We start from the raw sequence: 24,230 nt of genomic DNA, 5'->3' as shown, positions 1-24,230 counted from the left end.
CCGGGCTGGGTGGGCGGTGGGTGGGTTGGGTGGCTTCGAGTGTTGGTCGGACTGGGGCTGGGGTGGGGGTTATAGGCGGGATGTGAAGGTGTCGCATTTGGTGGGGTCGCCTGTGGTGTAGCCCTGGCGGAACCATTGTTGGCGTTGGGTTGCGGAGCCGTGGGTCCAGGTTTCCGGGGTTACTCGGCCCTGGACTTGTTGTTGGATGCGGTCGTCGCCCACGGCTGCTGCGGCGTCGAGGCCGTCGGCGATGTCCTGGTCGGTGAGTTGGGTGATCAGGGGGCGACCGTCGGCTTGCGGGGTGGTGGTCGCGTGTTTGGCCCAGACGCCCGCGTAGCAGTCGGCCTGGAGTTCGAGGCGGACGGAGCCGCTCTGCGGGCCCTCGCGGTCGTTGCCGACCTTGGCCATTTGGCCGGTCAGGTCCTGGATGTGGTGGCCGTACTCGTGGGCGAGCACGTACGCCTCGGCGAACGGTCCGCCCCTGGCGCCGAACTTGCTGCGCAGGTCGTCGAAGAAGCCCAGATCGATGTAGACCTTGCGATCGCCCGGGCAGTAGAAGGGGCCCACCGCCGAGGTCGCCCCGCCGCATGCGGTCGAGGTGCTGCCGGTGAAGAACCGGGTCGGCGCCGGCTTGTAGGTGGTGCCCCGGCTCCGGTACTCGCTCGTCCAGTACGTCTGCACGCTGTTGACCACCCCCACGATCCGGCAGTCGTCGCGCGCGTTGGCGTCGGTGCCCTTGCGGCACGAGTCCTCGACGGCGCGGTTGTCCGCGGGGGCCGGGGCCGAGCCGCCGCCGTCGCTCAGGCCGAGCTGGTCCGGGCTCAGGCCGAAGATCAGGCCGAGCACCACCGCGATCAGCCCCGCCGCGCCGCCGCCCACCGCGAGCCCGGGCCGGCGCAGCCCGCCGCCGCCCGAGCCGCGGCTGTCCTCGATTTGTGACGTGTCGAGATCCGCGTCGTCGTCGAACTGCATCGGGCACCGCCTGGGGACGCGAAGGGGAGGTGAAGGGATGTGAGAGGAGGTGAGGGGCGTGAAGGATGGCGACTGACGGATATCCCCTTTTCGGCTTTTTATGGCCCGGGTCGCCCTCGCGTCCCCAGGACGCCCGGAAATCCGCCGCGAGCGCTCCCGTAGACTCGGGTGCATGGTCGGTTTCTCTGGATATCCCCGCGAGCGGCCTTAGAGCGGTGTGGCTTCCCCGCGAGCCCCGCACGACCGTCCGTCTTCGTCAGTCCCCGACCGGGAGTCCAGTCCTTCATGATCAACGCAACCAACGTCGAACTACGTGCCGGCGCCCGCATCCTGCTCGAACCGGCTTCCTTCCGGGTCGCGGCCGGCGACCGGATCGGCCTGGTCGGCCGCAACGGCGCCGGCAAGACCACCCTCACCAAGACGCTCGCCGGGGAGACCCAGCCCGCGTCCGGCACCATCACCCGCACCGGCGAGGTCGGCTACCTCCCGCAGGACCCGCGCACCGGCGACCTGGACGTACTCGCCCGGGACCGGATCCTGTCCGCACGCGGGCTGGACGTGGCGCTCTCCGGGATGCGCGAGGCCGAGGGTCTGATGGCCAGCGCGAGCGGCGAGACCGCCGCGAAGGCGATGCGCAAGTACTCGCGGTTGGAGACCGAGTTCCTGACCAAGGGCGGCTACGCGGCCGAGGCCGAGGCGGCCACCATCGCGGCCAGTCTGGGTCTGCCGGACCGGATCCTGGGCCAGGAGCTGCACACCCTCTCCGGTGGTCAGCGGCGCCGGGTCGAGTTGGCCCGGATCCTGTTCTCGGACGCGGACACCCTGCTCCTGGACGAGCCGACCAACCACCTCGACGCCGACTCGATCGGGTGGCTGCGCGACTTCCTCAAGACCTACAAGGGCGGCTTCATCGTGATCAGTCACGATGTCGGCCTGATGGAGGCGTGCGTCAACAAGGTCTACTACCTGGACGCCAACCGCACCACCATCGACATCTACAACGTCGGCTGGAACGCCTACAAGCTCCAGCGCGAGACCGACGAGCGCCGCCGCAAGCGCGAGCGGGCCAACGCGGAGAAGAAGGCCGATCAGCTCTTCTCGCAGGCGGACAAGATGCGGGCCAAGGCGACCAAGACGGTGGCCGCACAGAACATGGCCCGACGTGCCGAGAAGCTGCTCTCCGGGCTGGAGAGCGAGCGCAAGTCGGACAAGGTCGCCAAGCTGCGCTTCCCCAAGCCCGCGCCGTGCGGGAAGACCCCGCTGATGGCGACCGGCCTGTCCAAGTCGTACGGTTCGCTGGAGATCTTCACCGACGTCGACCTGGCCATCGACAAGGGCTCGCGGGTGGTCATCCTGGGCCTCAACGGCGCCGGCAAGACCACGCTGCTGCGGTTGCTCGGCGGCGTCGAGGCGCCGGACACCGGCAAGATCGAACCCGGCCACGGGCTTCAACTGGGCTACTACGCGCAGGAACACGAGACGCTCGACCCCGAGCGCACGGTCCTGGAGAACATGCGCTCGTCCTCGCCCGACCTCGACCTGGTCGAGGTGCGCAAGGTGCTGGGGTCGTTCCTGTTCTCCGGCGACGACGTGGACAAGCCGGCCGGGGTGCTCTCCGGTGGTGAGAAGACCCGGCTCGCCCTCGCGACGCTGGTGGTCTCCAAGGCCAACGTGCTGCTCCTGGACGAGCCCACCAACAACCTCGACCCGGCCAGCCGCGCCGAGGTGCTGGACGCGCTGCGCACCTACGAGGGCGCCGTCGTCCTGGTCACCCACGACGAGGGCGCGGTCGAGGCGCTCCAGCCGGAGCGGATCATCCTGCTCCCGGACGGCGTCGAGGACCTGTGGAACGAGGACTACGCGGACCTGGTCGCGCTCGCCTGATCCATCGGGCGCCGCGCCCGGACACCCGGAACCACCGACACCCCGTCGGGTTGCCTTCATCGGCAACCCGACGGGGTGTTCGCTTTCGTCCCCCCGCCGGGTTTTCACCACGAAACCCTCACAAGGGGAAGCCATCGTTCCGGTCTGTGGGTGATTCCGGTCACCGGCCTCGACGGCGACGCAGAGCAAGGTCGCGAATCTCATGGGTGACCAGCGCCTTTGTCGACGGACACAGGATTCGGTCAAGCATTCGGCACGGGAAGGCGCGATTCCGCTCGGGTGATCTTTGTGTGCATGAGGCCACGCGCCGCGATGATCAAGCCTTCGGGCCCGGTGGAATCACTGGCCATGCCATGCCTCAGGGGTGATCATGGGATTCCAGAGCGCACTTCCTATGAGGAGGCACGTGTGGCCGAGACTCTGAAGAAGGGCAGCCGGGTGACCGGTGCCGCGCGCGAGCAGCTCGCGGCTGACCTCAAGAAGAAGTACGACTCCGGTGCCAGCATCCGCGCCCTTGCGGAGGAGACGGGCCGTTCCTACGGCTTCGTGCACCGGATGCTCAGCGAGTCCGGGGTGACCCTCCGAGGCAGGGGTGGGGCAACGCGGGGCAAGGCCAAGACCGCCGCGTCGTCCTCGTCCTGAGGTCGAGCTCCGGAGGATCGGCAACACCGTACCGTCCGTCGAACGACCATGTGACCGACCGGTAACGTCGGGCACGTGGTCGTTCGACGGAAGCGACCCGAACACGGGAGGAACCGTGGACGTGGTGGCGAATCGGCTCGACGGTACGAACAGCGACGACAGTACGAACAGCAACGGCGGCACGGACAACAACGGCGGCGGGGTCGGCAGTGCCGGCCACGCGGCACGGCAGGACCTTTCGGTCGTGATCGAAGGTTCGTTCGCGGTGGTGACCCTCACCAACCCCGACCGGCGCAACGCGCAGACTCCCGCGCTCTGGCGCGCGCTCGCCGCAGTCGGTCGCGACCTGCCCGGTGACGTCCGGGCCGTGCTGTTGCGCGCGGAGGGCACCTCGTTCTCCGCGGGCCTGGATCGGCGGATGTTCCCCGGTGGCGGAGGCATCCCGGGGGAGTCGGATCTCGTCACCCTGGCCGGGGCGAGCGACGACGAACTCGACGCGACCATCGCCTCGTTCCAGGAGGCGTTCACCTGGTGGCGGCGGCCCGATCTGATCACCGTCGCCGCCGTGCAGGGGCATGCGGTGGGCGCCGGGTTCCAGTTGGCGCTGGCCTGCGATCTGCGGGTGTGCGCCGACGACGCGCGCTTCTCGATGCGCGAGACCGCGCTCGGTCTGGTCCCGGACCTGGCCGGGACCAAGCCGTTGGTCGACCTCGTGGGGTATGCCCGTGCCCTGGAGATCTGCGTCACCGGGCGCTGGGTCGGCGCCCAGGAGGCGGTGGCGACCGGGCTGGCCACGCTCACGGTGCCGCGCGAGGATCTCGACGGCGCCGCGCGCGACCTGCTGGCCGCGCTGCTGGCCGCGCCGCGGGACGCGGTGATCGAGACGAAGGCCCTGCTCGCGGGCGCTTCGGCGCGTACGTACGACGAACAGCGCGCCGCCGAACGCGCGGCCCAGGCCCGCCGACTGCGCGACCTCGCCGGAACGGGCGAGTGACGGGCGCATAGCGGGCGCACGGCGAGACCCACGTCACATCCCGAGCCGCCGCCTGTGCGAAGGCCGGGCGGGGCCCGGGACTAAGCGGACTCGTGCCGGTGTTCCTGTACACGAAGTGCTGAGTGTGACTCAGGATTTTGTTGTCTTCATTCGATATGTACGGGAGCGAGGCGTGATGAGTGGCGGCGGCCCGATGGGCATGAATCTGCGGTCCTACACGCGCGACGCGTCGGTGGTCGAGCGCAAGCTCGCTCCCGGCACGGTTCGGCGGGTGGGCGAGTTCGCGAGACCCTTCGCGCGGCAGATCACCGCGTATCTGATCCTGGTCGTGATCGGCGCGGTGTTGACCATCGTGCCGCCGCTGCTCGCGCAGCGGATCGTGGACGACGGGGTACTCGAGGGCAACGGTCACCTGGTGACCGTGCTCGCGATGGTGGTGGCGGGCATCGCACTGCTCGCCGCCGGGTTCGGCCTGGCCGAGCGGTGGTATTCGGCGCGGATCGGCGAGGGCTCGATCTACGAGCTGCGCAGTCGGGTGTTCGCGCACGTGCAGCGGCAGCCGATCGCGTTCTTCACCCGGACCCAGACCGGCGCGTTGATCTCGCGGCTGAACAACGACGTGCTCTCCGCGCAGCGCGCGTTCACCTCGACCCTGGCCGGCGTGGTGTCCAACCTGGTGAGCCTGGTGCTGGTCGCGGGCACGATGTTCTACCTGGCCTGGCAGATCACCCTGATCTCGCTGATCCTGCTTCCGCTGTTCCTGCTGCCGGCCAAGTGGATCGGTCGCCGGTTGCAGACCATGACGCGCGAGCAGATGCAGCTGAACGCCGAGATGTCGACCGTGATGACCGAGCGGTTCAACGTCTCCGGCGCGATGCTGGCCAAGATCTTCGGCCGGCCCGAGGAGGAGGACGCGCTGTTCTCCGGGCGGGCCGCCCGGGTACGCGACATCGGCATCCGGATCGCGTTGGTGAACCGGGTGTTCGCCACCGCGCTGACCCTGGTCGCCTCGCTGGCGACCGCGCTGGTGTACCTGATCGGCGGGCATCTGGCGGTGGACGGGCGGCTGACCGTGGGCACGCTGGTCGCGCTCACCGTGCTGCTGGGCCGGCTGTACGGGCCGCTGACCGCGTTGGCGAACGTGCGGGTGGACGTGATGACCGCGCTGGTCAGCTTCGAGCGGGTCTTCGAGGTGTTCGACCTGCCCGCGATGATCGCCGACAAGCCGGATGCCCAGCCGCTGCCGGCGGATGCGGCCACCGTCGAGTTCGACGGCGTCGGGTTCGCCTACCCGGGTGCGGACCAGGTCTCGTTGGCCTCGCTGGAGAGCGTCGCGGTGCTCGATCGGCGGCGCTCCGAACCGGTATTGCACGACGTGTCCTTCCGGGCCGAGCCCGGTCGGGTAGTGGCCCTGGTGGGGCCCTCGGGTGCGGGCAAGACCACGATCACCTCGCTGGTCGGCCGGCTCTACGACGTGACCGAGGGGTCGGTGCGGATCGGTGGTCACGACGTGCGCGACGTCACGCTGGACTCGCTGCGGGACACGGTCGGCGTGGTCACCCAGGACTCGCACATGTTCCACGACACGATCCGGGGCAACCTGCTCTACGCCAAGCCGGACGCGAGCGAAGAGGAGCTGTGGGCCGCGCTGCGCGGGGCGAACATCGGTGATCTGGTCGCCGAGTTGCCCGATCGGCTGGACACCGTGGTCGGCGAACGCGGGCACCGGTTGTCCGGCGGGGAGAAGCAGCGGCTCGCGATCGCCCGACTGCTGCTCAAGTCACCGCGCGTGGTGGTGCTCGACGAGGCGACGGCACACCTGGACTCCGAGTCCGAGGCGGCGGTGCAGCAGGCGCTGGCCACCGCCCTGGAGGGCCGTACCGCACTGGTGATCGCCCACCGGTTGTCCACCGTGCGCGACGCGGACCTGATCCTGGTGGTGGACGGCGGCGGCATCGTCGAGCGGGGCACGCACGCCGAGTTGCTCGTCCGGAACGGACTGTACGCGGACCTGTACCACCGTCAGTTCCGGGACCGGGAAGAGGACACGGCGGATTCCGAGGTGCTGGCCGGGTGAGCCGCGCGTCGGCCGACCGCAGCCCGGGCCGGCGGGTAGTGTGTTGATATTCCAAATGGTTGGCAAGAGGGGCTTTCTACGTGCGTGTTCTCGTCGCCGGCGGCGGCATAGGTGGACTGGCTGTGGCACTGAGCCTGTACGACGCGGGCATCACCGACGTGACGGTGATCGATGCGGCACTGAGAATCCGGCCTCTCGGGCTCGGGATCAGCCTCCTGCCCCACGCGGTGCGCGAACTCGCCGAACTCGACCTCTACCATCCGATCGCCAACCTGGGCGTGCCACTGTCCGGCGTGGCCTACCCCGATCGGGCGGCCAAGCGCGTGGTGCTCGAACCGCGCGGCCAGCGGGCCGGCTTCCTGTGGCCGCATCTGTCCGTGCACCGCGGTGAGTTGCAGGTCGCCCTGCTGCGCGCGGTCTACCAGCGACTGGGCCGGCCGGCGGTGCGCACCGGATCGCGACTGACCGGATTCGACCAGGACGACGACGGCGTGACCGCGTACTTCGTCGACGGCGAGGGCCGGCCCTGGCAGGAGCGGGCCGACGTGCTGGTCGGGGCGGACGGGATCAACTCGGCGACCCGCGCGACGCTGTTGCCGGACGAGGGCGTGCCGGTCGCGCAGCCGCGCATCCTGATGCGCGGCACCACCCGCTGCGCACCGTTCGCCGACGGACACACGATGATCATGACCGCGCACGGCGAGGCGCGCTTCATGGCGCACCCGATCAAGCCGATCGACCCGCGGGACGGGACCACGCTCACCAACTGGCTCGCGGAGCTGCCCGATCGGCAATCGGCCGGCGAACTCGGCGACACCGGCTGGAACGGTCCCGCGGACCTGCGTCGGCTCACCCGGGTCTTCCGCGGCTGGAGCATCGCGGGCGCGGACATCGGCGCGATGGTCGGCACGCCGACCGAGGCGTCGGGCTATCCCCTGGTGACCCGACCGCCGCTGGACCAGTGGTCGTTCGGCCGGGTCACCCTGCTCGGCGACGCGGCCCACCCGATGTACCCCTACGTGCTCGGCGGCGCGTCCGAGTCGATCGTGGACGCGCGGGTGCTGGCCCGCTCGTTGGCCTCGTACCAGGATCCGACCGAGGCCCTGGAGGTGTACGAGCGGGCCCGGCTGCCGCTGAACAAGTGGCTCCAGCTGATCGGCCACGGACGCGTGCCGCGTGCCGCCGACGCGACCGGGCCGCTGACCGCCACCGAGGAGATCGGCGGCATCATCGGCGCCTACGGCCACCTGCCCGGACACGATCCGGCCGCGCTGAACGAGCGGCCCTCGTACAGCCTCGCCGGCGTCTGACCCGGGACCGGTCCGGCGGGGCCGCTCGGCATGCGCACTTCGGCCCCCTCGCCGCGTTCGCCCGGCCGGACCGGGGCGGCGCGGAGCCGGCCGCGGGAAGCCGGTTCACACCCCCGCGTCGGTGACCAGGATGTGCACCACCACCCGCTGGTGGCCGGTCTGCCGGCGCACCTCGGCGGTGACCGCCGCACGCACCGCGCGGGCCACGTCCAGCACCCGGTGGTCCGCCGCCGCGCGAAACTGCACGTCCACGTGCAGGACTCCGTCGAGCACGCGCGTGGTCACCCCCGGGACCCGGCCCGGGATCAGCCCGCCGGAGACCTGGGCGACCGCGTCCAGCAGACCCGGTTGCAGGTCCACCACACCCGGCACCGCCAGCGCCGCGCCGCCGGCGGTGGTCCGGGCCAGGACGGACATCTCGCGTGAGATGCGCGTCGCGGGCTGTGTCATCGGTCCGCCTCTCCGGCCCCGGCGGCCGGTTCCAGGCCCACCACGTCCACGTCCACCTTCGCCACTTCCAACCCCAGTCGTTCGCTCGCGGCCCGGCGCACCCGCTCGCGCAGCCGATCGGCCAGCGCGTGGATCGGCTCGCCGTAGGGCACGCCGACCGACAACCGCACGGTGACCGGTCCCGGCACGGCCGCGCCGGTCCGGTTCTCGTACGGCCGGATCCGGCAACTACGGGCCTGCACACCGGGTTCGGCGTCCACCGCCGCGCGCAGCGTACGCGCCGCGGCGGTCTCGGTCAGCGTCAACTGCTCGTCCGGCTCGCCCAGCGGCAACAACCGGCCGGTGTGCAGCTCGGCCCGAACCAGGCGCATCACCCGCGCGCCCAGGTCGTCCGGCACCGGCACCGGCAACTCGGCCCATTCGCGGGTGACCTGATCGAGCACCGAGTGGTCGCGCAGCAGCGCCTGGCATTCGGGACACGAGCGCTCGTGCTCGTCCGACTCGCCCGCGGCGGCGTGTTCGAGCACCGCCTCGGGATCTCGCCCGCACGGCAGCAGATCCGGATCGGGATCGGCGTCCGCCGCAGCGCCCGTCGACGGGGCCGCCGCGGTGGCCGGCTCCGCCGAGGTGTGCCGGGTCGCCGCGAGCAGTTCCGCCGCGGACGGCAGCCGCAGTGCGTCGGGCCCGCTGCCCGCCTCGTTCGTCACGTCCACGGCCGCATCGCCTCCGCCAGGGTCTGTCGTGCTCGGAAGATCCTGCCTCGGACCGCGTTCGCCCCGATTCCCACGGCCGCCGCGATCTCGTCGTAGCTCTGCCCGTGCAACTCGCGCAGAACCCAGCAGGCCCGCTGCTCCTCGGTGAGCGTGGTCATCGCGTGCTGCAGCGCCTTGAGCGCCGCCGACCCCTCCGCTCGTCGCTCCGGATTGTCCGCCATCTGCTCTATCGCCCGATCCGGCACCTGGTCCAGACCGACCGTGGGCCGCCTGGTCCGGGCGATGTTCAACGCGCGGTTGGTGACGATGCGATACATCCAGGTCAGGAACGACGACTCGGCCCGGAACCCGGGCAGTCGGCGCCACGCGCTGATGAACGCCTCCTGGACCGCGTCCTCCGCGTCCGTGGGGCGTCCCAGGATGCGCAAGGCGAGCGTGTACAGGGATCGACCGTGCCGACGCATCAGCACCTCGAATGCCTCGGCGTCGCCCTCTTGAGCCCGCACCACCAGGGTGCCCTCGTCGAGCACGGCCTCGTCGGCCATCGGCTTCCCTCCTCGTCCCAACCCGGCGACCGTACTGCGCCGGGGGGCCACAACACGAGAACCGCCACCCCACGGCGAGCCGCAGGTCCGGGTACGTGTAAGGAGGCGTTCGGCGGGATAGCGTCGGATTCCGCGAAACATCCTCCGATCGACGCGTGACGTTCGCCCGGTGTGTGTGTCGTACAGGTGTGGTGAACCCGGCAACGGGCACCGATGTCAGGCGGGACCGAGTGGGGTTCCGGTCGCACGGTTCGGGCAGTCGAGGAAGGAAGTGCGCCGATGGCGGACACAACGACCCAGGGCAAGACCGGCTCGCAGGCGCTCCAGAAGGACGAGGAGCGTTCACCGGCGGGCGGCGCTCGTTCCACGGAGGTCGTCAAGCTGGCCACCGACAAGGGCCGCACGTCCATCGCGGACGGCGTGGTCGCCAAGATCGCGGGCATCGCCGCCCGCGAGATCCCGGGCGTGTACGCGCTCGGTGGGGGCGCCGCCCGAGCGTTCGGAGCGGTGCGTCAGCGCATTCCGGGGGGCAAGCCCAACGTGGCGCAGGGCGTCAGCGTCGAGGTGGGCGAGCGGCAGTGTGCCGTGGATCTCAACATCGTCGTGGATTACGGCGTGCCCATCGCCGAATTGGCGCAGGCGGTCCGCGAGAATGTGATCGACTCCGTCGAGCGGATGACCGCGCTCGAAGTGGTCGAGGTCAACATCGCGGTGGACGACATCCACATCGAATACGACGGAGACGACTCCAAGGAGCGCCAGCTTCAGTGACGGTCGGGCCCGGCGACGACGCGCGGCGACAGCTGCTGCGCGAATACCGGGAGTTCATCCGCGCGAGCCATCCCGATCGTGGGGGTGACCCGGAGGAATTCGTCGCCGGGCTGGAGCGGTTCAGAGCGCTGATCGACGCGGCCGGGCCTCCGGCGCCGGTTCGCTCCGGGGCCGCGGCGGAGACCACGGTCTACCGTCGCGGCCGGTTGCCGGGCCGGCTCTGGCGGCAATTGGCGGAGCGGCATCGACGGCGCAACAACCCGCGCGTCGAGTAGCGGGCGGGGTGCGCGGCGGCCGGCCGGATTCCGTACGGCCCCTCGGCACCCGACCCGACGGGGGTCGACGACAACCGTCGACAACAACCAATGGTCGGTTCAGTGAGGAGTCGTTCGCCAATGACTACACCCATGGTCGGCCTGCTGGTCGGCATGGCCCTCGGCCTGGCCGCCGCGCTCGGCGGGTTCGGGGCCTTTCTCCTGGTCGCCGCGCTCGGGGTGGTCGGCTTCCTGGTCGGCCGCTTCCTGGACGGCGACCTGGACCTCGGCGAGCTGTTCAGCTCGCGCAACCGGCGGCGCTGATGCGCGCGGTACCGGCGGAGGGCCTGGCGCCGGCCGCGCATCGCGGAGTACTCCAGATCGGCGGGCGCGTGGTGGAGAAGATCGCCGCCCGCGCGGCGCGTGCGGCCACCACCGAGGCCGCTCCGGACACCGTGCTGCGCGCCCCGCGCGCGGGCGCCACCATGCACCACGACCATGCGACGGTCGACCTCGACGTGGACGTGCCCTACCCCGGGCCGGTGGTCGAGATCGCCCGGACGATCCGGCAGCGAGTGCGTGCCGACGTGGAGTACCTGACCGGGATGCCGGTGGTGCGGGTGGACGTGACGGTCGGCCGGTTGACCCGTGGGGGGCACGGCAAGAGGAGAGTGGAGTGAGCCTGGAGGCTGCGCCGGAGGCGCCCTCGGGTGCCTCGCCGGCCGAGACGTCGGCGGGTGCGACCGACGACTGGGGTGACGGTGCCAAGGTGCGCCGGGCCTGGTCCCCCCGTGGTTTTCCGGCCGGGCTGGTCGCCCTGCTCGTGGCCGGCGTCGCGGGCACCGCGCTGTACATCGGGGTGACGGCCCGGATCGACCGGGCCCCGCGCTGGTCGCGCGACCTGCTGGAGCGCGCCCAGACGCACGAGTGGCGGGACAACTGGACCATCGTCGCCGGGCTGACCGCCGCGGTGCTGGGCCTGTGGCTGATCGTGCTCGCGGTCACCCCGGGCCGGCGCAGTCTGCTGCGGCTGCGCTCGCCGGGCGACGCGATGACCGTCTACATGACCCGGCGCACCGCCGCCTCGTTCCTGCGGCACACCGCGCTGGCCTCCTCGGGCGTATTGGACGCGCGGGTGCGGATGGGCCGACGCAAGGCGGTGCTGCGGGTGGACTACCACTTCCGCGACCCGGACGACCTGCACGACGAGTTGATCGAACGACTCGAGGAACGCGCGAACGCGCTCACGCTGGCCCGGGTGCCTCGCGTGGATCTGCGCCTTCAGCCCGTGAGCGGGAGGTGAGGCGGGCATGCGTACGGTCTGCAACCGGATCCTGTTGGTCCTCGTCGGACTGGGCCTGATCGCGGGCGGGCTCGCGGTCGCCGCGCGCGGCCGGGGCTGGTATCCCGATCTGGTGCGTACGGCGGACAAGCCGTTCATCACCACGAGTCAGGCCGAGCGGCTGACCGACCACAACTGGTGGTGGTGGGTCGCCTTCGGCGTGCCGGGACTGCTCCTGCTGCTGGCGCTGTGGTGGCTGTTCGCGCAGTTCGGCCGGCGGCCGGTGCGCTCGCTGCGGGTCCGGGACACCACGGACGGGGCCGGCGACGGTCCGTCCGGGCTGGGCACCGGCTTCGGCATGGTGGGCGACGAGGCGGACACGCTGACCGTGTCCGGCAACGCGCTCGCCGACGCGATCGAGGACGACCTGTCCTACGTGGACGGCATCGAACACGTCTCGGCGCATCTGGTCCGCCGTCGGCACGGCCCCACGCTGCGGGTCCTGGTCCGGGCCGAACCCGGCGCCGAACCCCGCGCGTTGCTCGGCTCGGTACGCGACCGGGTGCTGCCCAACGCGCGCGAGGCGGTGGGCCTGTCCACGCTGCCCACGGTGCTGACCCTGCGGACCAGCCGGGGCCTGCCCAAGCGGCACCTGGAGTAGTCCCGGGCGGCACTCGGAGCAGTTCCGGGCCGCGCCCGGAGCAGGATGAACGAGCGGGCCCGGGACGTGTCCCGGGCCCGTCGGTATCGGGCCCCGGGCTCGGATCCCGGGCCCGGTCGGGTCACAACGAGCGGGCCAGGCCACCGTCGACCGGGATCATCACGCCGCTCAGGTAGGACGCGGCCGGGGACAGCGTGAACGCGGCCACCCGGCCGAACTCCTCCGGGGTGCCGTAGCGGGCCAGCGGGATGGACTCGGCGTGTCGGGCCCGGGTCCCCTCCGCGTCGCCGCTCAGGTCGTCCAACTCGCGCACCCGGTCGGTGTCGATCCGCCCGGGCAGCAGCCCGAACACCCGGATGCCGCGCGGGCCGAGTTCGTCGGCCAGCGTCTTGGCCACCATCGCCAGTCCCGGCCGCAGGCCGTTGGAGACGCCGAGCCCGGGGATCGGCTGGCGCACCGACGACGACAACACGAAGCCGATCGAACCGCCGTCGCCCAGCGCGGAGGCGGTCGCCCGGGCGAGTCGGACCGCGCCCAGGAACACCGATTCGAACGCGTCCCGCCACTGGTCGTCCTCGATCGCGGTGATCGCGCCGGCGGGCGGCCCGCCGACGCTCACGAGCGCGCCGTCGAGCCGCTCGAACCGGGCCAGTGTCGCGGCCACCAGCCGCTCGGCGGTACCGCTGTCCCCGTTGTCGGCGGCGATGCCGAGCGCCTGTTCGGGTCCGCCCAGCGCGGCGACGGCCTCCGCCGCGCGCTTTTCGTCCCGCCCGGTGACCACCACCCGGGCGCCGTCGTCCACCAGCGCGCGGGCGGTGGCGAAGCCGAGGCCGCGAGTGCCGCCGGTGACCAGATATACGCGATCGCGCAGTCCAAGATCCATGCCACCCATCCTGCCCGCTGCCGGCCCCGGCACGAGGTAAATGACAGGTCGTCAGGTCGGCCGGTCGCTACCCTCGGTGGCATGACCGAGCAGATCGACATCGTGCGGGAGTGGATCCGGGGGGCCGACGACGGGGTGACCGTGCTCACCGGTGCGGGCATCTCCACCGACTCCGGCATTCCCGACTATCGGGGCCCGCAGGGCGTGTGGACCAAGGACCCCGACGCGGAGAAGCTGGTCACCTACGGCTACTACATGGGCGACGAGGACATCCGCCGCCGCTCGTGGTTGTTGCGCCGGGACAACCCCGCGCGCCTGGCCGGGCCGAACGCGGGGCACACCGCGCTGCTCGCCCTGGAACGGGCCGGTCGGCTGAACGCGTTGATCACCCAGAACGTGGACGGCCTGCATCGGCGCGCGGGCACCGCCCCGGAGAAGATCATCGAACTGCACGGCACCATGTTCTACGTGGTGTGTACCGACTGCGACGCGCGCACGACCCTGGACGCGGCCCTGGAGCGGGTGGCGATGGGCGAGGACGACCCGCGCTGCGTGCGCTGCGGCGGGATCCAGAAGACCGCGACGATCATGTTCGGTCAGGGGCTGGACCACGGCGTGCTGGAGCGGGCCGCGATCGCCGCGCAGGTCGGTGACGTGTTCCTGGCCATCGGCACCTCGCTCCAGGTCGAGCCCGCCGCGTCGTTGTGCCGGGTGGCGCAGGAGGCGGGCGCCCGGCTGGTGATCGTCAACGCCGGGGAGACGCCCTACGACCGGGTCGCCGACGCGGTGATCCGCCAGCCGATCGGCGAGGCGCTCCCGGAGCTGGTCGAGGGGTTGTGACCCGCCTGCGCCGCCGCGCCCGGGGTGCCGCCGCTCAGATCGTGGCCGGCTCTTCGGACGCGGAGGCGGCCTCCTCGTCCAGCGCGGCCAGTTCGCTTTCGAGCTCCTTGGCCTCGCTGCGCACCAGCTTGACGAACATCGCCACCAGTGCGAACGCGAAGATCCACCACTGCACCGCGTAGGCCAGGTGCGGGCCCAGGTCCTCGTCGTCCGGCTCCGGGATCAGCGCCGGCGCCTTCGCGGCCATCGGGGTCTGCTCGGTGAGTTCGACGTAGCCGCCGAGGATCGGGTGCGGCAGCTTCGCGGCCAGCTCGAAGCCGGAGATCCGCATCACCAGGCCGTCGGGCAGGTCGAGGTCGCGGATGCCGGAGTCCTTGCGGGTCTCGTCCGGGCGCAGCCGGCCGGTCACCGTGACCCGACCGCTCGGCGCCGGCGGCACCTCGGGCCGTTCGCTCGCGGTGGGCGGGTTCTTCACCCAGCCCCGATCGACCAGGAGGGCACGGCCGTCGGCGGTGATCAGCGGGGTGACCACGTAGAAACCGGGCACGCCGTCCTGCGACCGGTTGCGCGCGAGCATCTCGTGCTCGGTGTCGTACATGCCGGTCACCGTGACCCGGCGCCACTGGAGATCGCCGGGCAACTTGCGGCCCACGGCGAGGATCGACTCCGCGGGCACCGGCTCGCGCTCGATGTTGGCACTGATCAGGTCGTTGTGCGCGACCTTGTGCTCGTGCCGGTGGAACTGCCAGAAACCGAGCTCGACCATGATCGGGACCAGCACGAGGACGAGCAGCGCCATCGCGATCCAGCGCGGGGTCAGCAGGAAGCGGTACACCCGAGCACGGTACCCCTCGCCGTGCCCGGTGTGTCCCGCCGGGTGCGGGCGGGCGACACGCGGTGTGGTGCTGCGTGCGGCGGGTCGGGCGCCGCCGGGTGTCGCCGGCCGTCGCGGGGCGCGGCCGGCCTCACGAGCGGCAGGGGTGCCGCAGGTCGACCCGTCCGGGACCCGGCCGGGACCCGATACCGGTCGTGACGCCCCGCTTTCCGGGTCGGCAGCCGGCCGGTCGGTCCCGCCGATAGGCTTCCGGCACGCCGTCTCCCGGTCCATCGCCCGCGACTCCCGGTAGACCGGGTGCGGACGCGGCATCGATTCACCTCGTGCGGGGAGTCGGCCGGCCTCGGGAGTCACACAGCCTCGGGAGTCACACAGCATGGAAGGTCCGTCGCGCGATCCGGTGCCCGGTCGACGCGGTACCGCCGGTCACTGGTTCGGGCTCATCGGGCTCGCCGTCCTCCCGTTCGTCTCGATCGGGTTGCTGGCCTGGGTCCCCCCGCTCGTGTCGGGCGCGCGCACCCGCAGGCGCTGGGACTGGGTGATCCTCACCGGCGTGGCGGTCGGCGTGGTCCTGGCCTTCGTGTGCCTGGTCGTGGGCAGCGAGTCGGATGACGAGAAGCGCGCACGCGAGGCGGTGGGCGGGCCCGAACCGCAGACGATCCTGGACGACGTCGGGACGATCATGCTGCTCGTGCTGATGGTCGCGGTGCCGGTCTGGTGGTGTGTCAGGTCGGCCCGCTGGGCCAAGGCGATGCGCGTCCACCAGCCGCATGCGCAGGCCGGATACGCGCCGTGGCAGCAGGCACCCGTCGGGCCGCTTCCGCACCCGCTTCCGCACCCGCAGCCGATGCCCTACCGCCCGGCCCCGCCGCCGCAGACCCCGCCGGGCTATCCGCGAACCGGCCCGGCCGCCGGGCCCGCCGACCAGCGCGGGCCGGTCGCTCCGCCGGCCGCGGCCGGCCCGCCGCCGCCGGACGATCCCGCCGCACGGGCCCGGGCCCGGTTGCAGGGACTGAGCGAACGGCTGCGCGAACAGGACGGCGGCGGCAACCCCGGAGGATCCCGATGAGCATTCCCGGACGTGTGATCGCGGGCCGCTACGAACTGTCCGCGGCGATCGGCCGCGGCGGCATGGGGCAGGTCTGGAAGGCGTACGACCGGACTTTGCAGCGGCGGGTCGCGGTCAAGCTGCTGCGCACCGACCTGGTGGACGCCGCCGGTGACCGAGGCGCGATGGAACGGCGCTTCCTGCGCGAGTGCCGGGTCACCGCGGGCATCGATCACCCGGGCCTGGTCACCGTGTTCGACGGCGGCACCGACGAGGGCGACCTGTACCTGGTGATGCAACTCCTGGACGGTTGCGACCTGGCCGACCTGATCGCCGAGAACCAACCGGTGCCGTGGGAGTGGGCGGTCGCGGTGGCCGCGCAGATCTGTTCGGTGCTGGCCGCGGTGCACGCGGTGCCGGTCGTGCACCGCGACCTCAAGCCGCGCAACGTGATGGTCCGCCGGGACGGCACGGTCAAGGTGCTCGACCTGGGTGTGGCCGCGGTGCTCGACCCGGAGTCGACCAAGCTGACCACGACCGGTGCGATGCCGGGCTCGCCCGCGTACATGGCGCCCGAGCAGATGAACGGCATCGTCGAACCGCGCACCGACCTGTACGCGCTCGGCTGCCTGCTCTACGAAATGCTGGCCGGGCAGGCGCCGTTCGCCGGGCCGACGATGGCCTCGGTGATGCTCGGCCACCTCAACGGCACCCCGGAGCCGCTCGGCGCACGACGCCCGGACATTCCCGCCGGGCTGGACCGGCTCGTGCTGCACCTGCTGGGCAAGCAGCCCGATCAGCGGCCCGCGAACGCGCAGGAGGTCTACCGGTTGCTGGTGCCGCTGCTGCCCGTGGGCGACGGCGACGCGCTGGCGCCGACCGCGCCGATGGACCCGACCCGCCCGCTGCGCTTCCCGGCCGCACCGCAGCCGCTGCCGGGCCTGCCCGGACCGGTGCGCGCGGCGGTGCCCGACCGGCCGGCGCCGCCGTGGGCGATGAGCGCCGGCCCCGCCGCGCATCCGCCGCGCCCGGATCCGGACTGGGCCGCGGTGCCCTCCGCCGCGCCGCCCGTGCCGGATGTGCGCAGCGCGCTCGACGAGGCCAACCGGCTGCTCGGCGAGGGCGCGCTGACCCAGGCCGTGGATGTGCTCGGCGCGGCCCTGCCGGTGGCCATCGCCCGGCACGGTGAACACGACCCGCTCGTCCTCGGGTTGCGCCAGGCGCTCGCCGACACGTTGTTGGCGGACCGTCAGTTCCGGCGCGCGCTGCCGGAGTTGCAGTACATCGCGGGCGTGTTCGCGGCATCCGGCGGGCCGCTCGACGCGGAGGCGATGGAGTACGGCCGACAGGTCGCGGCGTGCCTGGAGGAACTGGGCGAACTGCCCGCCGCGCTCGGCGAGTACCGACGGCTGCTGGACCTGCATCGGCGGGTGCCCGATGCCGACGTGTACCAGGGGTTCGACCTGCGCGAGCGGATCGGGTTGTTGCTCGCCGCGCTGGGCGACCCCTACCAGTCCGAGCGGATGCTGGTGCCGTTGCTCGCCGAACAGGAGCACCGCCTGGGCCCGCAACACCCCCGGGTGGCCACGCTGCGCCAACACCTGGCCCGGATCCACGGTGTGACCGGCTACCGCCGCCGGTGACGCCGCGGGCGGGACGCCCGCGGCGGGTCGACGCGTCGTGCGCCCGCGACCGAGGCGCGGAGCCGCCTCGACGGCGGCTCGGACTTCGCCGAGGTCGCGCAGGGCCGCAACGGCGACCGCCGCGCGGCCGGTGGGGTGAATCGGGCGAAGGGCCGTGCCGTGGGTCGAGCCGGGCGGAGCCGCGCATTTTCTGCCACTTGTCGAGGCCGTGGTCTTCCGCCGGGGGCCGCCATGGGCGACCGTGGAGACATCGACGCGCGCGAAGGGGTGACGTGGCGATGGAACTGCCCGAGGTGTCCCTGCCCTGGTTTGTACTCGGTGTTGCCGGCGCGGTGCTGTCCCTGGCCCTGCCGTGGTTCCAGACCCGGACGTATCGCCGGGCGCGCGCACTCGACTTCGACGAGTCGCGCTATGCCACCACGCCCGGCACCGTTTTCCGGGTCCCGATCACACCGCTGAAGGTGTACGCGGAGCCGGTCGCGGCGCGCGCGGTCGGCCTGCCGCTCGGCGCGGCCGGCGCGGTGTTGTTCCTGGTGTTCGGCCTGTGGCCGTCGATGCTGACCTGGTCGGTGTGCGGCGGGGTGACCATCCTGCTCACTCCCGTGCGGCGTGCGCTGGGTTTGCGGGTGACCCACCGGATCGCCCGGGACGTGTCGTTTCGCAACGGGCCGCTGCGCGATCGGGACGGCACGGTGATCGCCGAGCAGACCTGGCCGCAGGTGGTGCGCACCTGGTACCGGCACGAGTACCGGGACCGGCCGCCGGGCGAGGACGATCTCTCGGTGGCCGTGCTCGGCAAGTTCTGGTGGTTGGCCGGGCATCTGCTGTGCTGGCCGGTGACGTTGCCGGGCACCCAGATCGTGCAGACCGCGATGTGCCAGAACCCGGCCTGGGCGCTGGGACATGTGGGCGACGACGCGGGTGCGCCGTGGCTGGCGGACCTGGGCGACGCCCGAACCCCGGGCCGCCGCGACGCGCACGGACAGGCCCGGCAGACCGCCCCGGACGGGTGACGCCCGCACGGGTGACCACACGCCCACCCGATCGTTGGGCCGGGTGTGACGCGAAATGTCTCCATGGTCCGGATCGCGGCGGCGTCCTTCGCCGGCACGTCGATCGAGTTCTACGATTTCTTCGTCTACGGCACGGCCGCGGCTCTGGTGCTCGGACCGCTGTTCTTTCCCGACTTCTCGCCGATCGCGGGCACCCTCGCGGCATTCGCCACGTACGCGGTCGGGTTCGTCTCGCGACCGCTGGGTTCGGTGTTGTTCGGCCGGCTGGGCGACCGGCGCGGGCGGCGTCCGGTTCTGGTCGGCTCACTGCTGCTGACCGGCATCGCGACCGTGCTGGTCGGGTTGTTGCCCACCTACGACCGGATCGGTCCGGCCGCGCCGATCCTGCTCGTGCTGCTGCGCTTCTGCCAGGGGTTGGGGGTCGGCGGTGAATGGGGCGGTGCGGTGCTGCTGGCGGCCGAGCACGCGCCCCCGGGACGCCGTGCGCTGTGGGGCAGCTTCCCGCAGGCCGGCCCCGCGATCGGGTTCCTGCTCGCCAACGGCATCATGCTGACCCTGTCGGGGGCGCTGAGCGACGCACAGTTCCAGTCCTGGGGCTGGCGGGTGCCGTTCCTGTTCGCCGGCGTGCTCGCGGCCGGCGGACTGCTGCTGCGCGCCTCGATCGAGGAGACCCCGGCGTTCGTCGAACTGGCCGCCGCGAACGGGCTTTCGGCGAGCCCGTTCACCGAGGTGGTGCGCGGGCACTGGCGGCTGATCCTGCTCGTCGCCGGGGCGCTGACCTGCGGCTACGTGGGGTTCTATCTGACCACGACCTGGTCGTTGCACTACGCCACCGACAAGCTGGCGGTCGGGCGCACCACGATGCTCGCGTGCATCATGGTCGCCGTGGTCGGCAAGGCCGTGGCCACGCCGCTGTTCGCGCTGCTGGGCGACCGGTACGGGCGCAAGCCGCTGTGCGTGGCGGGGTGTGCGGCGATGGGGTTGTGGGCGTTCCCGATGCTGGGGCTGCTGGCCACCGGTGAGCCGGTGTGCATGACGCTGGCCTGCCTGGGCACGCTGATCGCCTTCATCACGATGTTCTCGGTGGTCGGCACCTACCTGTCCGAACTGTTCGAGCCGCGCGTGCGGTGCACCGGCGCGTCCACCGCGTACAACCTGGGCGGTGTGTTCGGCGGTGCGCTGACCCCGATCGTGGCCACCGAACTGGCCCGGGGCGACGGCACCCCGTGGAGTGTCGCGGCCTATCTCGCGGCGGCCGCGGTGCTCAGCGTGGCGTGCTTCACCGCGCTGCCGGAGACTCGCGCGGTGCCGGCCTGGGAGGGACAACCGGCCACCGCGTGATCTTCCCTCGGCAACCGTTGTGGGCCAGGCTGCGGCCATGGATGCGAACGACCCCGAACAGGCCCGCACGCGACGCGCGCACCACGTCCGGATCGCCGAGCGGCTGCTCGCGGCGGTGAGCGCGGGCGACCGGAGCGCCCAGGTGGCCTGCTACCACCCGGACGTCGTGCTCGAATTCCCCTACGCCGACCCGCCGGTGCGGATCGAGGGCAAGGCGGCGGTGGACGCCTATCTGGAGGTCGCGCTCGGCATCTTCGAGCTGCGCCTGACGGTGACCCGGGTCCACGGCTGCGTGGACCCGGACACCGTGATCGTGGAGTTCACCGGCGAGGGTCGGGCCAGGCCCACCGACCGCGCCTACGCGAACACCTACATCGCGGTGCTGGCCTTCCGGGACGGCCTGGTGGTCGGCCAGCGCGAGTTCTACAACCCGGTGCCGGCCGCTCAGGCCTTGACCGCGACGCCCGCCAGCTGAGGCAGCTTCACCGCGGGGTCGCCGAGCCGGCCCTCGGGGCCCCACACGTCCACCGGGACCAGGCGGGCGGGCAGCAGTTCCAGGCCGCCGAAGATGGCCAGGATCCCGTCGTGCGAACGGGCGTGCATCTGCTGCACGTTGGACGAGTACTCGCTGAGCGCGCGGTCCATCCCGGCCGGGCGCTCCTCGCTGCGGTGCGCGTGCGAGAGGGCGAGGTGGCTGCCGGGCACGGTCGCGTCCATGTACTGGCGCACCACACCCGGCGGGTCCGCCTCGTCCGGCAGGAAGTGCAGCACCGACACGATCAGCACGCCGACCGGCTGGGAGAAGTCGATCAGCTTGCGCACCTCGGGCGAGTCGATCACCTTGGCCGGATCGGTCAGGTCGGCGCCGACCACCGTCGCGTTCGGGTTGTTCGCGAGCAGGGCCTGGCTGTGCGCGACCGCGACCGGATCGTTGTCCACGTAGACCACCCGCGCGTCCGGATCGGCCTTGTGCGCGATCTCGTGCACGTTGCCCACCGTCGGGATGCCCGAGCCCAGGTCCAGGAACTGCCGGATGCCCAGGTCCAGCAGGTGGTGTACGGCCCGAGTGAGGAACACCCGGTTCCCGCGCAGCACGTCGCGCAGCTCGGGCATCGCCTGGGTGACCAGTTCGGCGGCCTCGCGGTCGACCGCGAAGTTGTGCGCGCCGCCGAGCGCGTAGTCGTAGACGCGGGCCACGCTGGCGCGCGTGATGTCGATGTGCTCTGGAGCCCAGTCCGGTCGAGTCATGGCTCGGACTCTAAAGCGTGTCGATCGAATTCACCGGAAAAATCGCCGGCCCGACGGTTGGCGGCCCTGTGCAAGGCGTCACACCCGCACGGATGCCGCGGCGCCCCCGGCGTCCACGGGATCGGAACGAAACGTTCCGGTCCCCGGACGCCGGGAGCGCCGCGTGCCGGGCGCGGTTACGGCTTGATGCCCGCCGCGCCCACGAACGCCGGACACTTGTCCGCGCCGACCGGGATGTCCTCGGGCGCCAGCGGTGCCCACACCTGGTCGACCCGGGGCCCCACCTTCGCCGCGATCGGGGCCAGCGCCGCGAGGTCGAAGCCGTACAGCTTCGCCGCGTTGCCGCCGACCATGGCCGCGACCTCGACCGGGTCGATGCCGTTGTAGGTCAGCTGGAGCGCCTCGCGGCTGAACGGATGGCTGGCCTCCTTGTGCGGGTAGTCGCTGCCCCACATGATCCGGTCCACGCCCACCTGGTAGCGCAGCTTGGCCTCGGCCGGGCGCTGGAAGCTGGCCCCGACGTGGCACTGCCGGGCCCAGTACTCGCTGGGCTTGAGCTCCATCCGGCCCACCAGCGCACTGCCCCACTCGTACTCCTGGGAGCCGACCGCGGTGCTCATCCGGTGCCAGTAGTAGTCCAGCCGGCGGGTCTCCTCCGGGATCCAGGCGGTGCCCTGCTCGGTGAAGACGAACTGGAGCCCCGGGTGGCGATCCATCGCGCCGGAGACCACCAGGTGGGTGAACGCGCGGTGTGCCCACCAGGACACCTCGGTCAGGAACACCACCTTGTCCACGTCGGTGTCCCCGGCCGGCGGCGCGGCCGAGCCGGTGTGGTGGTTCACCGGCATGCCCAACTCCTCGCACACCCGCCACAGCGGCTCGTAGTGCGCGTAGTCGAACATCGGCACCAGGCCCGAGCCGGGCGGGGTGCCGGGCAGCAGCACGCCGCCGGTGAGACCGGCCTCCTTGGCCCAGCGGATCTCCTCCACCGCCGCCGGGATGTCGTGCAGCATGATCTGCACGATGCCCGCCCGGCGGCCGGGCGTCGCTGCGCAGAAGTCGACCATCCAGCGGTTGTGCGCCTTCAGTCCCTCCCAACGCAGCGCCAGGTCGCCCGCGTTCGCGGCCGGCGGCTGATCGGTGAGCGAGGGTTTGGGAAAGAACGGCGGCACGGTGTTGGGAAAGATCACCTCGGCCACCACCCCGTCCGCTTCGAGGTCGCGCATGCGGCGGTCGGAGTCCCAGTTGCGCGGACCCAGATCGCCCTTGAGGTCCTCGTAGGGAATCTCGTAGCCGCTCACCCACGCGTCGAACTCGGCGTGCAGGCGTGCGGGCAGGTAGTCGCGATAGCCGTGGATCTCGCCGCCGCCGTGGCAGTCGGCCGAGATCACCGTGTACCGCTCGGGGTGATCGCCCGTCGGGGGGCCGCTCGGGACGGAGAGCGGGGTGGTGCTGTCAGTCATGGGGGATCAGACCTCCAGGGCTTCCGCGTTGGGGTTGATCGCGGCGCCCGTGTCGTGTCCGGTGAGCCAGTGCCGGCCGATCTCGGCGGCGGCTGCCCACTTGGTCGTCAGGTCCTTCGCCGACCCGTCCTCGTTCACCTGACCGAGTGTCGCGGGGGTGACCCCGACCCGCTCGGCGTGCGGCTTGAGGGCGGCCAGGTCGAAGCCGTACACGTCCGCGACCGCCTCGCCGAGCATCACGCGCGTCTCGGCGATGGGCACGTCGGAGAACGTCTTGCGCAGGATGTTGAGCGTCTCGGGCCAGGTGCCCTCGGGGTGCGGGAAATCGTTACCCCAGCAGATGTTGCCGACACCGATCTCGTAGCGCATCCCGATCTCGCGCCGCTTGGTGTTGGACGCGCCGATGAAGCAGTTGCGGTCGAAATACTCGCTCGGAAGCAGCTTGATCTCCTCGAACCCGGCCAACTTGGCCGCGCCGCGCGAGCCCAGCAGCAGCCGGTCGGTGAACCACAGCAGGTTGCCCACCCACCAGCAACCCGCCTCGGTCACCCCGAACCGCAGCCGCGGGAAGCGCTCGAACACGCCGGACCACAGCAGGAACCACAGCGGCCGGGAGGGCCACCAGGTGACCTCGGTGACGTAGATGCCCAGGTGGTTCCCGTACGCCTCGCGGTCGGCCGGCCCCGAGTGGGTGACCACCGGGAGCTCCAGGTCCTCGCACAGCGCCCATACCGGGTCGTACTTGCGGTCGTGGTAGGGCGTCTGGTTCATCCACATCGCCGGGATCATCACCGCACCCAGGCCGTCCGCCTTGATCCGGCGGATCTCCGCGAGCACGTCCTCGATCGCCGCGGTGATCGGGATCAGCGCGACCCCGCGCCGCCGCTCCGGGCTGGTCTTGCACAGCTCGGCCAGCCAGCGGTTGTGCGCCTGCGCGCCGGCCAGGCCCAGTTCGGGATCCATGTCGCCGGACAGGCCCAGGCCCGCGCCGAACGGCACGCACGTGCGCGACTCGACCGCGTCGGCGTCCGGGAAGATCACCTCGCCGACCACGCCGTCCTTGTCCAACTCCAGGTCGCGCCGGTCCACCTCCCAACCGCTGCGCAGCACCTCCTCGTTGGTCTCGAACCAGTTCGCCGCGAAGTCCTCGTTGCGCACGCCCAGGTCGGTGATCGCCTTGAGCTGCGCCTCGCGCTCGGACATGAACTGATCGAACGCGCCGTGGTGCTTGGTGGCGAGGTAGTCGCGGTACAGCTCGGTCGGCAGCCCGGCGTGGGTGTCCGAGGAGATGATCGTGTAGGGGGTGGTGAGTTCGTCGGGCCCGGTGGGCCTGTTCCGCTCGGTGTGCTCAGTCATCGTCA

Annotated in this window: 26 protein-coding genes; 17 read left to right on the top strand and 9 right to left on the bottom strand. The window is 71.7% G+C overall.

Features of this window, described 5'->3' with window-relative positions:
• Positions 1 to 69: 69 nt before the first annotated feature.
• Positions 70 to 972 (bottom strand): neutral zinc metallopeptidase, encoded by a 903-nt coding sequence (locus ACFZBU_RS07325; RefSeq protein ID WP_391582521.1) that lies wholly within the window; start codon positions 970 to 972, stop codon positions 70 to 72.
• Between the two features lie 285 nt (positions 973 to 1,257).
• Here ACFZBU_RS07325 and ACFZBU_RS07320 point away from each other — a divergent pair, with 285 nt between their 5' ends.
• The 5 genes from ACFZBU_RS07320 (at position 1,258) to ACFZBU_RS07300 (ending at position 7,879) form a co-directional block, all read left to right on the top strand.
• Entirely contained in the window at positions 1,258 to 2,856 is a 1,599-nt protein-coding gene (locus ACFZBU_RS07320; RefSeq protein ID WP_391582520.1) for an ABC-F family ATP-binding cassette domain-containing protein, read from the top strand.
• Between the two features lie 408 nt (positions 2,857 to 3,264).
• A complete protein-coding gene (locus ACFZBU_RS07315; protein ID WP_391582519.1) occupies positions 3,265 to 3,498 on the top strand; it encodes a helix-turn-helix domain-containing protein in 234 nt (77 codons plus the stop codon).
• Between the two features lie 244 nt (positions 3,499 to 3,742).
• Complete coding sequence (locus ACFZBU_RS07310) at positions 3,743 to 4,492, top strand: enoyl-CoA hydratase/isomerase family protein (RefSeq protein ID WP_391583059.1); 750 nt, start codon at positions 3,743 to 3,745, stop codon at positions 4,490 to 4,492.
• A gap of 175 nt (positions 4,493 to 4,667) precedes the next feature.
• Positions 4,668 to 6,569, top strand: coding sequence for an ABC transporter ATP-binding protein (locus ACFZBU_RS07305; protein WP_391582518.1), 1,902 nt, complete (start codon positions 4,668 to 4,670; stop codon positions 6,567 to 6,569).
• An 80-nt stretch (positions 6,570 to 6,649) separates the two neighbouring features.
• Positions 6,650 to 7,879: an FAD-dependent monooxygenase gene (locus tag ACFZBU_RS07300; RefSeq protein ID WP_391582517.1), complete on the top strand. Its 1,230-nt coding sequence runs from the start codon at positions 6,650 to 6,652 to the stop codon at positions 7,877 to 7,879.
• Positions 7,880 to 7,984: 105 nt separating this feature from the next.
• Here ACFZBU_RS07300 and ACFZBU_RS07295 read toward each other — a convergent pair whose 3' ends face one another.
• Genes ACFZBU_RS07295 through ACFZBU_RS07285 form a run of 3 tightly spaced genes read right to left on the bottom strand, consistent with a single transcriptional unit; the run spans position 7,985 to position 9,587 of the window.
• A complete protein-coding gene (locus tag ACFZBU_RS07295; RefSeq protein ID WP_391582516.1) occupies positions 7,985 to 8,329 on the bottom strand; it encodes an Asp23/Gls24 family envelope stress response protein in 345 nt (114 codons plus the stop codon).
• A complete protein-coding gene (locus ACFZBU_RS07290) occupies positions 8,326 to 9,042 on the bottom strand; it encodes an Asp23/Gls24 family envelope stress response protein (RefSeq protein ID WP_391582515.1) in 717 nt (238 codons plus the stop codon). Before ACFZBU_RS07290 ends, ACFZBU_RS07295 begins: the two co-directional genes overlap by 4 nt.
• On the bottom strand, positions 9,033 to 9,587 hold the full coding sequence (locus tag ACFZBU_RS07285) for an RNA polymerase sigma factor (protein ID WP_391582514.1): 555 nt from the start codon (positions 9,585 to 9,587) through the stop codon (positions 9,033 to 9,035). The genes ACFZBU_RS07290 and ACFZBU_RS07285 overlap by 10 nt, the downstream gene beginning before the upstream one ends.
• A 279-nt stretch (positions 9,588 to 9,866) precedes the next feature.
• Between ACFZBU_RS07285 and ACFZBU_RS07280 the strand changes: the two genes are divergently transcribed.
• The 6 genes from ACFZBU_RS07280 to ACFZBU_RS07255 all read left to right on the top strand — a co-directional run bounded on the left by ACFZBU_RS07280 (position 9,867) and on the right by ACFZBU_RS07255 (position 12,555).
• Positions 9,867 to 10,358, top strand: coding sequence for an Asp23/Gls24 family envelope stress response protein (locus tag ACFZBU_RS07280; RefSeq protein ID WP_391582513.1), 492 nt, complete (start codon positions 9,867 to 9,869; stop codon positions 10,356 to 10,358).
• Positions 10,355 to 10,633: a hypothetical protein gene (locus ACFZBU_RS07275; protein ID WP_360305301.1), complete on the top strand. Its 279-nt coding sequence runs from the start codon at positions 10,355 to 10,357 to the stop codon at positions 10,631 to 10,633. Before ACFZBU_RS07280 ends, ACFZBU_RS07275 begins: the two co-directional genes overlap by 4 nt.
• A 120-nt stretch (positions 10,634 to 10,753) precedes the next feature.
• Entirely contained in the window at positions 10,754 to 10,936 is a 183-nt protein-coding gene (locus ACFZBU_RS07270) for a hypothetical protein (RefSeq protein WP_078977717.1), read from the top strand.
• Positions 10,936 to 11,292, top strand: coding sequence for an Asp23/Gls24 family envelope stress response protein (locus ACFZBU_RS07265; protein ID WP_391582512.1), 357 nt, complete (start codon positions 10,936 to 10,938; stop codon positions 11,290 to 11,292). Before ACFZBU_RS07270 ends, ACFZBU_RS07265 begins: the two co-directional genes overlap by 1 nt.
• Positions 11,289 to 11,915: a DUF6286 domain-containing protein gene (locus ACFZBU_RS07260; RefSeq protein ID WP_391582511.1), complete on the top strand. Its 627-nt coding sequence runs from the start codon at positions 11,289 to 11,291 to the stop codon at positions 11,913 to 11,915. The genes ACFZBU_RS07265 and ACFZBU_RS07260 overlap by 4 nt, the downstream gene beginning before the upstream one ends.
• A gap of 7 nt (positions 11,916 to 11,922) precedes the next feature.
• Complete coding sequence (locus ACFZBU_RS07255) at positions 11,923 to 12,555, top strand: hypothetical protein (protein ID WP_391582510.1); 633 nt, start codon at positions 11,923 to 11,925, stop codon at positions 12,553 to 12,555.
• Positions 12,556 to 12,676: 121 nt separating this feature from the next.
• On the opposite strand, the gene ACFZBU_RS07250 is transcribed toward ACFZBU_RS07255, so the two are convergent.
• Positions 12,677 to 13,438, bottom strand: a complete 762-nt coding sequence (locus ACFZBU_RS07250; RefSeq protein WP_391582509.1) for an SDR family oxidoreductase — start codon at positions 13,436 to 13,438, stop codon at positions 12,677 to 12,679.
• Between the two features lie 81 nt (positions 13,439 to 13,519).
• Between ACFZBU_RS07250 and ACFZBU_RS07245 the strand changes: the two genes are divergently transcribed.
• On the top strand, positions 13,520 to 14,278 hold the full coding sequence (locus ACFZBU_RS07245) for an NAD-dependent deacetylase (protein WP_391582508.1): 759 nt from the start codon (positions 13,520 to 13,522) through the stop codon (positions 14,276 to 14,278).
• A 34-nt stretch (positions 14,279 to 14,312) separates the two neighbouring features.
• Here the strand turns inward: ACFZBU_RS07245 and ACFZBU_RS07240 are convergent, their stop codons facing one another.
• On the bottom strand, positions 14,313 to 15,113 hold the full coding sequence (locus ACFZBU_RS07240) for an SURF1 family protein (RefSeq protein ID WP_391582507.1): 801 nt from the start codon (positions 15,111 to 15,113) through the stop codon (positions 14,313 to 14,315).
• A gap of 376 nt (positions 15,114 to 15,489) precedes the next feature.
• On the opposite strand from ACFZBU_RS07240, the gene ACFZBU_RS07235 reads away from it, so the two are divergent.
• The 5 genes from ACFZBU_RS07235 to ACFZBU_RS07215 all read left to right on the top strand — a co-directional run bounded on the left by ACFZBU_RS07235 (position 15,490) and on the right by ACFZBU_RS07215 (position 20,633).
• Positions 15,490 to 16,182 carry a hypothetical protein gene (locus tag ACFZBU_RS07235; protein WP_391582506.1) on the top strand — a complete coding sequence of 231 codons (693 nt, stop codon included), beginning with the start codon at positions 15,490 to 15,492 and terminating at the stop codon, positions 16,180 to 16,182.
• Positions 16,179 to 17,804: a protein kinase gene (locus ACFZBU_RS07230; protein ID WP_391582505.1), complete on the top strand. Its 1,626-nt coding sequence runs from the start codon at positions 16,179 to 16,181 to the stop codon at positions 17,802 to 17,804. The genes ACFZBU_RS07235 and ACFZBU_RS07230 overlap by 4 nt, the downstream gene beginning before the upstream one ends.
• A gap of 272 nt (positions 17,805 to 18,076) precedes the next feature.
• Positions 18,077 to 18,817: a hypothetical protein gene (locus ACFZBU_RS07225; RefSeq protein ID WP_391582504.1), complete on the top strand. Its 741-nt coding sequence runs from the start codon at positions 18,077 to 18,079 to the stop codon at positions 18,815 to 18,817.
• 63 nt (positions 18,818 to 18,880) lie between these two features.
• Positions 18,881 to 20,158 carry an MFS transporter gene (locus tag ACFZBU_RS07220; RefSeq protein ID WP_391583058.1) on the top strand — a complete coding sequence of 426 codons (1,278 nt, stop codon included), beginning with the start codon at positions 18,881 to 18,883 and terminating at the stop codon, positions 20,156 to 20,158.
• A 37-nt stretch (positions 20,159 to 20,195) separates the two neighbouring features.
• On the top strand, positions 20,196 to 20,633 hold the full coding sequence (locus ACFZBU_RS07215) for a nuclear transport factor 2 family protein (RefSeq protein ID WP_391582503.1): 438 nt from the start codon (positions 20,196 to 20,198) through the stop codon (positions 20,631 to 20,633).
• Here the strand turns inward: ACFZBU_RS07215 and ACFZBU_RS07210 are convergent.
• From ACFZBU_RS07210 to ACFZBU_RS07200, 3 genes are all read right to left on the bottom strand, one after another.
• Complete coding sequence (locus ACFZBU_RS07210) at positions 20,603 to 21,406, bottom strand: SAM-dependent methyltransferase (RefSeq protein ID WP_391582502.1); 804 nt, start codon at positions 21,404 to 21,406, stop codon at positions 20,603 to 20,605. The genes ACFZBU_RS07215 and ACFZBU_RS07210 overlap by 31 nt on opposite strands.
• A gap of 176 nt (positions 21,407 to 21,582) precedes the next feature.
• Positions 21,583 to 22,869: an amidohydrolase family protein gene (locus ACFZBU_RS07205; RefSeq protein WP_391582501.1), complete on the bottom strand. Its 1,287-nt coding sequence runs from the start codon at positions 22,867 to 22,869 to the stop codon at positions 21,583 to 21,585.
• A gap of 6 nt (positions 22,870 to 22,875) precedes the next feature.
• Positions 22,876 to 24,225 (bottom strand): amidohydrolase family protein, encoded by a 1,350-nt coding sequence (locus ACFZBU_RS07200; protein ID WP_391582500.1) that lies wholly within the window; start codon positions 24,223 to 24,225, stop codon positions 22,876 to 22,878.
• Between the last annotated feature and the right edge of the window lie 5 nt (positions 24,226 to 24,230).

Origin of the sequence: Embleya sp. NPDC008237 (assembly GCF_042956465.1) — a bacterium.
Classification (GTDB): domain Bacteria; phylum Actinomycetota; class Actinomycetes; order Streptomycetales; family Streptomycetaceae; genus Embleya.
Note: the sequence above shows the minus strand (reverse complement) of the source record. Positions and strands in the feature narration are given on the sequence as shown.

Coding starts and splice junctions, on each gene's coding strand:
- ACFZBU_RS07210 (WP_391582502.1), bottom strand. CDS start 21,406: ATGACTCGACCGGACTGGGCTCCAGAGCACATCGACATCACGCGCGCC.
- ACFZBU_RS07280 (WP_391582513.1), top strand. CDS start 9,867: ATGGCGGACACAACGACCCAGGGCAAGACCGGCTCGCAGGCGCTCCAG.
- ACFZBU_RS07250 (WP_391582509.1), bottom strand. CDS start 13,438: ATGGATCTTGGACTGCGCGATCGCGTATATCTGGTCACCGGCGGCACT.
- ACFZBU_RS07305 (WP_391582518.1), top strand. CDS start 4,668: ATGAGTGGCGGCGGCCCGATGGGCATGAATCTGCGGTCCTACACGCGC.
- ACFZBU_RS07320 (WP_391582520.1), top strand. CDS start 1,258: ATGATCAACGCAACCAACGTCGAACTACGTGCCGGCGCCCGCATCCTG.
- ACFZBU_RS07200 (WP_391582500.1), bottom strand. CDS start 24,225: ATGACTGAGCACACCGAGCGGAACAGGCCCACCGGGCCCGACGAACTC.
- ACFZBU_RS07230 (WP_391582505.1), top strand. CDS start 16,179: ATGAGCATTCCCGGACGTGTGATCGCGGGCCGCTACGAACTGTCCGCG.
- ACFZBU_RS07265 (WP_391582512.1), top strand. CDS start 10,936: ATGCGCGCGGTACCGGCGGAGGGCCTGGCGCCGGCCGCGCATCGCGGA.
- ACFZBU_RS07270 (WP_078977717.1), top strand. CDS start 10,754: ATGACTACACCCATGGTCGGCCTGCTGGTCGGCATGGCCCTCGGCCTG.
- ACFZBU_RS07235 (WP_391582506.1), top strand. CDS start 15,490: ATGGAAGGTCCGTCGCGCGATCCGGTGCCCGGTCGACGCGGTACCGCC.
- ACFZBU_RS07325 (WP_391582521.1), bottom strand. CDS start 972: ATGCAGTTCGACGACGACGCGGATCTCGACACGTCACAAATCGAGGAC.
- ACFZBU_RS07205 (WP_391582501.1), bottom strand. CDS start 22,869: ATGACTGACAGCACCACCCCGCTCTCCGTCCCGAGCGGCCCCCCGACG.
- ACFZBU_RS07245 (WP_391582508.1), top strand. CDS start 13,520: ATGACCGAGCAGATCGACATCGTGCGGGAGTGGATCCGGGGGGCCGAC.
- ACFZBU_RS07255 (WP_391582510.1), top strand. CDS start 11,923: ATGCGTACGGTCTGCAACCGGATCCTGTTGGTCCTCGTCGGACTGGGC.
- ACFZBU_RS07220 (WP_391583058.1), top strand. CDS start 18,881: ATGGTCCGGATCGCGGCGGCGTCCTTCGCCGGCACGTCGATCGAGTTC.
- ACFZBU_RS07285 (WP_391582514.1), bottom strand. CDS start 9,587: ATGGCCGACGAGGCCGTGCTCGACGAGGGCACCCTGGTGGTGCGGGCT.
- ACFZBU_RS07295 (WP_391582516.1), bottom strand. CDS start 8,329: ATGACACAGCCCGCGACGCGCATCTCACGCGAGATGTCCGTCCTGGCC.
- ACFZBU_RS07215 (WP_391582503.1), top strand. CDS start 20,196: ATGGATGCGAACGACCCCGAACAGGCCCGCACGCGACGCGCGCACCAC.